The sequence below is a fragment of the Rhodococcus sp. CX genome (genome assembly GCF_015865005.1).
GTDB lineage: Bacteria > Actinomycetota > Actinomycetes > Mycobacteriales > Mycobacteriaceae > Rhodococcus.
In genome coordinates this window covers 96,622-103,835 of the sequence record NZ_JADZGH010000259.1, presented here as the reverse complement: position 1 = coordinate 103,835, position 7,214 = coordinate 96,622, and the positions used below count along the sequence as shown (strand labels likewise).

Genomic DNA, 7,214 nt, shown 5'->3' with positions numbered 1-7,214 from the left:
CCCAGCTCATCGTTCTCCCCTTACGGTGTGATGGTCATGTCGACCCGGCCGGGCGAGACCGGAAAGGTGCCCGCTGCTCATCCCGACCTCGCTTTCGCGTCGTTTCCGTGTGTCGAGGATGAGAGGGGCGGCCCCGCCGAAAAGTTCCCGCTTGCCCCGGGGATTTTCCACATCGGTGGCACCTCACCGCATTCGCGCACGTCGGAGCCCCGAACCGCGAGTCGCGCTGTGGCGCACATCACCTCGGGTTGCCGTCCCGTCCCGGGAAATCGGGACGGCTGTCCCTCGTGCCCGGGACACCGAGCGCAGCACTGTCCTTGTCGACGGGCGCACCGTGCGTCCGAGCGGAGGGGCGGACATGAGCATCGACAGCGTCACACAACACGACACCACCGACGGTTCCCTGCACCCGGGAGGATCCCTGTGGGCCTGGGCAGGCGCCGTTGCGGGCCTGGCCGGGGTGGTCGGAATCCAGGCCAGCATGGCGATGAGTGCCGCCTACAACGAGGACACCGCGGGCAACGCGGTCGCCATCACCGCCGAGTTCGCGGAGCAGCGCACGGCGATGCTCGTCATGCACCTGACGCTGATGGTCAGCACCGTGCTGTTGCTCGTGTTCGCGGCGGGCCTGCAGCGACGCCTCCGCATCGCGCTGCCCGAGTTCAGCATCCTGCCGGCCGTCGCGGCGTTCGGACTGGTGCTGACGTCCGTGGCCACCCTGCTCGGGACCGGCCTCGACACCGAGTTGCTGTTCGGGCTCAGCGAGCCGGGACAGATGGTTCCCGAGGTCGCGGTGGTCGCCTCGCACTGGATGGGCACCATTCCGTGGCTGTGGGTCGGCGCCGGGGTGAGCGGTCTCGCGGTCGCGGTCGCGTCGCTGCGGCACGGCGCCGTCCCGCGCTGGCTGGGCTGGGCGAGCGTGGTGCTGGGGGGCCTCACGCTGCTGACCGGCATCTCGCCGCTGCAGTACCTGGCCGGATTTGTCGGCCCGGTGTGGGTTCTCGTGGCCGGGGTCGGCTTCGCGGTCGCCGCGCGGACGCGGTGAATCACGAAATACGGGGGGAATCGGGGATACTCGGCGCACCATGACAGTCGCGCACGAGAACGAGGGGTCGGCGGGCACCGGTGGAACACAGGTGCCCGCCGCAGTCGTCGCCGTCCTGGCCTGGGCACTCGCAGTCGTTTCGGTCGTGGTGTTCGCCGCCGCCCGGCCGACGCTGGACGCCGATCAGTTGTTCTTCCTCGTCGACGTCGTCGGTGCCGCCGTGTACGGAACGGTCACGGGGGTGGTGCTCGCACGTCGCGTGCATCCGGTGCCGATCATCACGGCGGTCGCCGCGATCGGCCCGGGTATCGCGGCGCTGTCCTACGCGTGGTCGCGGCTCGCGCTCGTGCGACCCGAGTTGCCGTTCGTCGGCGCGCTCGCGCCCCTGCAGAATTCGGCGTGGATCCCGGGAACGCTCGCGTTGTTCCTGGTGGTGCCGTGGCTGGTCCGGGACGGCACGCTCGGGCAGCTCGAGCGGATCGGCGTGGCCGCCGGAACTGTTGCGACCGTATGGTTCTGGTGGGCCCGCACGTACACCGACACCGCCGACCTGTGGCTGGTGCTACCCGTCGTGGTGGTCGGGTTCCTCGCCGCCGCGCACGTGCTGTGGCGGCGCCGCACCGCCCCGGCGGCGGAGTCCGCCGGGCTCGGCTGGCTCGCGCTCGGCGCGGCGCTGATGACGGCCTCCTACATTCCGCTCGCCGTCCCCGGGCTGCCGTGGATGCTCACTCCGCTGATCCACCTGGCGACCCAGGCGTTCTACCCCGTCGCGATCCTCGTCGTGGTGCTGCGGCAACGACTGTGGGGGCTGGATTTCGCGGTCAGCCGCGCCGCGCTCGCCGGCAGTCTCGTCGCGGTGCTCGCCGCCGGGTATCTCGTGGTCGCGGTGACCGCGTCGCTGATGTTGCCGACGGACGGCTCGGTCGCCGCCCAGGCCATCGCCGCGACCGCGGTCGCGCTGGCCGTGCAGCCGGTGCGGAGCAGCCTGACACGACGCGTGCACCGCCTCGTGTACGGCGACGGCATCGACTCCGTCCGCGCGGTGCAGAACCTCGGCCGGCACTTCGCGGGTGCCGGCACGCCCCGCCGGCTCCTCGGCGACCTCACCGCCGGCATCGGCACCGCGCTGCGGCTCGAATCGGTCACGGTGAGCCGGGACGGCGAGATCCTCGCGCGCTGGGGCGAACCCACCAGCCGCGCCGAGGAGATGATCCTCGACTCCGGAACCCTCACGGTGACCGCGCCACCCGGGGAGGCCCTCGGGCCCCGCAGTCTGCGCGCGCTCGGTGAGCTCGCCACCGTCGTCGAAGCCGGACTCGTCGTGCTGCGGTCCGCGGAGGAACTCGACGCGGCGCGGCACCAGCTCCGGGAGGCACGCCTCGAGGAGCGGCGCACCATCCGCCGGGAACTGCACGACGGGCTGGGCCCGTCCCTCGCCGGAATCCGGCTCGGGCTGCAGGGGGCTCGCAACCTCGCCGGCACCGACCCGAAGGGCGCGCTGGAGCTGATCGACGCGCTGCTGCGCGAACTCGACCACCAGGTGGAGGGCGTGCGCGAACTGTCGCGGGGACTGCTCCCGCCCGTGCTCGACGAGCTGGGACTCGTCGCCGCGGTCGACGAACTCGCCGGCATCCATTCGAACAGCGGGTTCACGATCGACGTCGACGCCGACGCCCCGGCCGGACTGTCCCGGGCGGTGGCCGCCGCGGCGTACGGCATCACCGTCGAAGCGGTCACGAACGCGCGCAGGCATTCCGGTGCTCGCGGATGCACGGTCCGCATTCACACCACCGGAGACCTGCTCACCGTCGAGGTCAGCGACGACGGTCGCGGCAGGGGACCGGACGCCCGCGCCGGCGTCGGCACCCACAGCATGCGCGAACGTGCCCGCGACGTCGGCGGCGTCGTCGACATCACCGAAGCACACCCGCACGGCACCGTCGTGCGCGCTCGTCTGCCGTGGACGGCCACGTCACCGGCAGTTCCGGCAGGAGAGTCATGAGCATCCGCGTCGCCGTCGTCGACGATCATCCGGTCTTCCGGCTCGGGATGGTCGCGCTGCTCGGCACCCTCGACGGAATCGACGTGGTCGCCGAGGCCAGCTCGGTGAGCCAGGCCCTCGACGTGGTGACCGCGGACGTCGACGTCGTGCTGATGGACATCGAACTCGGTGACGGTTCCGGCATCGAAGCGACCGCCGGCCTCGTCGCGAAACATCCCGCACTCCGGGTGCTGATGGTGACCATGCACGAGGACGCGGATCTGCTCGTCGCGGCGATGCGGGCCGGGGCGCGCGGCTACCTCGTCAAAGGTGCCGATCCGTCCGGGGTGGAACGCGCGATCCGGGCGGTCGCGGGCGGGGAACTGATCGTCGGTGCCGCGGTCGCGGAGAAGGCGCTGGGTGTGATGGCCACGTCCCGCACGGTCGCGCGCGGTGCGTTCCCCGAACTGACCGAGCGTGAACGCGAGGTGCTGGACCTGGTCGCGCGCGGCTACGACAACGCCACGATCTCGCGGCGGCTGGTCCTGAGCCAGAAGACGGTGCGCAACCACGTGTCGAACGTGCTGGGCAAACTCGGTGCCGTCGACCGCGCGACCGCGATCGTGCGGGCCCGCGAGGCCGGTCTCGGCATCTGACTCCATCCGTCCGTCCCGTACCCGAGCGCTCGCTCGCTTCGGTCACGGACTCCGATCGGTTCGGTCCTTAAAAGCCGGACCGGACGCTCCTAGGGTGGTGGAGGTTGGGCGTGGCTGCTGTCACAGCGGACAACGCCCGTCACATTCGAAAGCACGGGAAGGAACCCCGCACTGTGACCACAGAGGCATTCATCTATGAAGCCATCCGAACTCCGCGCGGCCGCGGCAAGAAGACCGGGTCGCTGCACTCCGTCAAGCCGATCTCCCTGGTTACGGGCCTGATCGACGAGCTGCGTGTTCGCTTCCCCGACCTGGACGAGAACCGCATCTCCGACCTGATCCTCGGCGTCGTCGGCCCGGTCGGCGACCAGGGTGCCGACATCGCGCGCACCGCGGTCACCGTGTCCGGCCTGCCCGTGACCACCGGCGGCTTCCAGCTCAACCGCTTCTGTGCCTCCGGCCTCGAGGCCGTGAACCTGGCTGCGCAGAAGGTGCGCTCCGGCTGGGACGAGCTGGTCATCGCCGGCGGTGTCGAGTCCATGTCGCGCGTCCCGATGGGCTCCGACGGTGGCGCGTGGATGCTCGATCCCGCCACCAACTACGACAGCTACCTCGTGCCCCAGGGCATCTCCGCCGACCTCATCGCGACCATCGAGGGCTTCAGCCGCGAGGACGTCGATGCCTACGCCCTGCGTTCGCAGCAGCTCGCCGCTGCCGCGTGGTCCGGTGGCTACTTCTCCAAGTCGGTCGTGCCGGTCAAGGACCAGAACGGCCTGACCATCCTCGACCACGACGAGCACATGCGCCCCGACACCACCCTCGAGGGCCTCGGCAAGCTCGCTCCGTCGTTCGCGACGATCGGTGAGATGGGCGGCTTCGACGCCGTCGCGATGCAGAAGTACCACTTCGTCGAGAAGATCAACCACGTCCACCACGGTGGCAACAGCTCCGGCATCGTCGACGGTGCCGCGCTGGTGCTCGTCGGTTCCGAGCAGGCCGGCAAGGACCTGGGCCTGACCCCGCGTGCCCGCGTCGTCGCGACCGCCACCTCCGGTGCCGACTCGACGATCATGCTCACCGGCCCCACCCCGGCCGCGCACAAGGTTCTCGCCGCGGCGGGCCTGACGGTCGACGACATCGACCTGTTCGAGATCAACGAGGCCTTCGCCTCCGTCGTCCTGAAGTTCCAGAAGGATCTGAACATCCCGGACGAGAAGCTCAACGTCAACGGCGGCGCCATCGCGATGGGCCACCCGCTCGGCGCCACGGGCGCCATGATCACCGGCACGATGGTCGACGAGCTCGAGCGTCGCGGAGCCAAGCGCGCCCTCGTCACCCTGTGCATCGGTGGCGGTATGGGTGTGGCCACCATCATCGAGCGCGTCTGACACCGGAAGGAATCTGAAAAACAGTGAGCGACAACATGATTTCCTGGGATAAGGACGCCGACGGCATCGTCGTGCTGACCCTCGACGACCCCAACCAGGGCGCGAACACGATGAACGCGCTCTACAAGTCCTCGATGAAGGCGACCGTGGATCGTCTCGTCGCCGAGAAGGATTCGATCACCGGTGTCGTGATCACCTCCGCGAAGAAGACCTTCTTCGCCGGCGGCGACCTGCGCAACCTCATCGCCATCGGACCCGACGACGCGCAGGCGACGTTCGACGAGGTGCAGGACATCAAGGCGGACCTGCGTCGCCTCGAGACCCTCGGCAAGCCCGTCGTCGCCGCGATCAACGGTGCCGCGCTCGGTGGCGGCCTCGAGATCGCCCTCGCGACCCACCACCGCATCGCCGCCGACGTCAAGGGCGTGCAGATCGGTCTGCCCGAGGCGAGCCTCGGCCTGCTGCCCGGTGGCGGTGGCGTCACCCGCACCGTCCGCCTGCTCGGCATCCAGACCGCCCTGCTCTCGGTTCTGTTGCAGGGCAACAAGTACAACGCGGTCAAGGCCAAGGAGCTCGGCCTGATCGACGAGGTCGTCGGCAGCATCGAGGAACTCGTCCCGGCCGCGAAGGCGTGGATCAAGGCCAACCCCGAGGGCGGCGTGCAGCCGTGGGATGTCAAGGGCTACAAGATCCCCGGTGGCACCCCGTCGTCGCCGGCCTTCGCCGCGAACCTCCCTGCGTTCCCTGCGAACCTGCGCAAGCAGCTCAAGGGGTGCTCCGATGCCGGCTCCGCGCGCCATCATGGCCGCGGCGGTCGAGGGCTCGCAGGTCGACTTCGACAACGCGTCGACCATCGAGTCCCGCTACTTCGTGGAGCTGGCCACGGGCCAGGTCGCGAAGAACATGATCCAGGCGTTCTTCTTCGACATGCAGGCCATCAACTCGGGCGCCTCGCGTCCGAAGGACGTGCCCAAGCGTGAGATCAAGAAGGTCGGCGTGCTCGGCGCGGGCATGATGGGCGCCGGCATCGCGTACGTCTCCGCCAAGGCCGGTTTCGAGGTCGTCCTCAAGGACGTCACCCTCGAGGCCGCCGAGCGTGGCAAGAGCTACTCGGAGAAGATCGAGGCCAAGGCCCTCTCGCGTGGCAAGACCACCGAGGAGAAGTCGAAGGCTCTGCTCGATCGCATCAAGCCGACCGCCGATGTCGCCGACTTCGCGGGCGTCGACTTCGTCATCGAGGCCGTCTTCGAGAGCACCGAGCTCAAGCACAAGGTGTTCCAGGAGATCGAGGACATCGTCGATCCCGACGCGCTGCTCGGCTCGAACACCTCGACGCTGCCGATCACGGGTCTCGCGACCGGTGTGAAGCGCCCCGAGGACTTCATCGGCATCCACTTCTTCTCCCCGGTCGACAAGATGCCGCTGGTCGAGATCATCAAGGGCGAGAAGACCTCCGACGAGGCGCTGGCCCGCGTGTTCGACTACACGCTCGCGATCCGCAAGACCCCGATCGTCGTGAACGACAGCCGCGGCTTCTTCACCTCGCGGGTGATCGGCACGTTCGTGAACGAGGCCATCGCGATGCTCGGCGAGGGCATCGAGCCCGCGACGATCGAGCAGGCCGGCTCGCAGGCCGGTTATCCGGCTCCGCCGCTGCAGCTGACCGACGAGCTGAACATGAAGCTCATGCAGAAGATCGCGAAGGAGACGGCCGAGGCCGCGGCCAAGGGCGACACCAAGATGGGCGCCACCCGTCACCCCGCGCTCGACGTCGTCGACTGGATGGTCGAGCAGGGTCGTCCGGGACGCCTCGAGAAGGCCGGCTTCTACGAGTACGACGAGACCGGCAAGCGTCTCGGCATCTGGCAGGGTCTGCGTGACCACTACCAGACCGAGGCGACGCTCGACGTGCCGCTGCAGGACCTGATCGACCGCATGCTGTTCGCCGAGGCGATCGAGACCCAGAAGTGCTTCGACGAGGGCGTTCTGGAGACGACCGCCGACGCCAACATCGGTTCGATCCTCGGCATCGGCTTCCCGGCCTGGACCGGTGGTGTCGCGCAGTTCATCGTCGGCTACCCGGGTGGCAAGGAAGGCTTCGTCAAGCGGGCCGAGGAACTCGCCGCCAAGTACGGCGAGCGCTT

The 7,214-nt window shown here is 69.2% G+C and carries 4 protein-coding genes and 1 pseudogene; all 5 read left to right on the top strand.

Going from position 1 to position 7,214, the window contains the following annotated elements; all coding sequences use genetic code 11:
• Nucleotides 1–358: 358 nt before the first annotated feature.
• Nucleotides 359–1,045 (top strand): hypothetical protein, encoded by a 687-nt coding sequence (locus tag I0Q12_RS28610; protein WP_197256988.1) that lies wholly within the window; start codon nt 359–361, stop codon nt 1,043–1,045.
• 40 nt (nt 1,046–1,085) lie between these two features.
• Complete coding sequence (locus I0Q12_RS28605) at nt 1,086–3,047, top strand: sensor histidine kinase (RefSeq protein ID WP_197256986.1); 1,962 nt, start codon at nt 1,086–1,088, stop codon at nt 3,045–3,047.
• Nucleotides 3,044–3,682 carry a response regulator transcription factor gene (locus tag I0Q12_RS28600; RefSeq protein WP_197256984.1) on the top strand — a complete coding sequence of 213 codons (639 nt, stop codon included), beginning with the start codon at nt 3,044–3,046 and terminating at the stop codon, nt 3,680–3,682. Before I0Q12_RS28605 ends, I0Q12_RS28600 begins: the two co-directional genes overlap by 4 nt.
• A 173-nt stretch (nt 3,683–3,855) precedes the next feature.
• Nucleotides 3,856–5,070, top strand: a complete 1,215-nt coding sequence (locus tag I0Q12_RS28595) for an acetyl-CoA C-acetyltransferase (protein ID WP_197256982.1) — start codon at nt 3,856–3,858, stop codon at nt 5,068–5,070.
• A gap of 23 nt (nt 5,071–5,093) precedes the next feature.
• Nucleotides 5,094–7,214 (top strand): annotated as a pseudogene (locus I0Q12_RS28590) (3-hydroxyacyl-CoA dehydrogenase NAD-binding domain-containing protein); the annotation flags it as partial.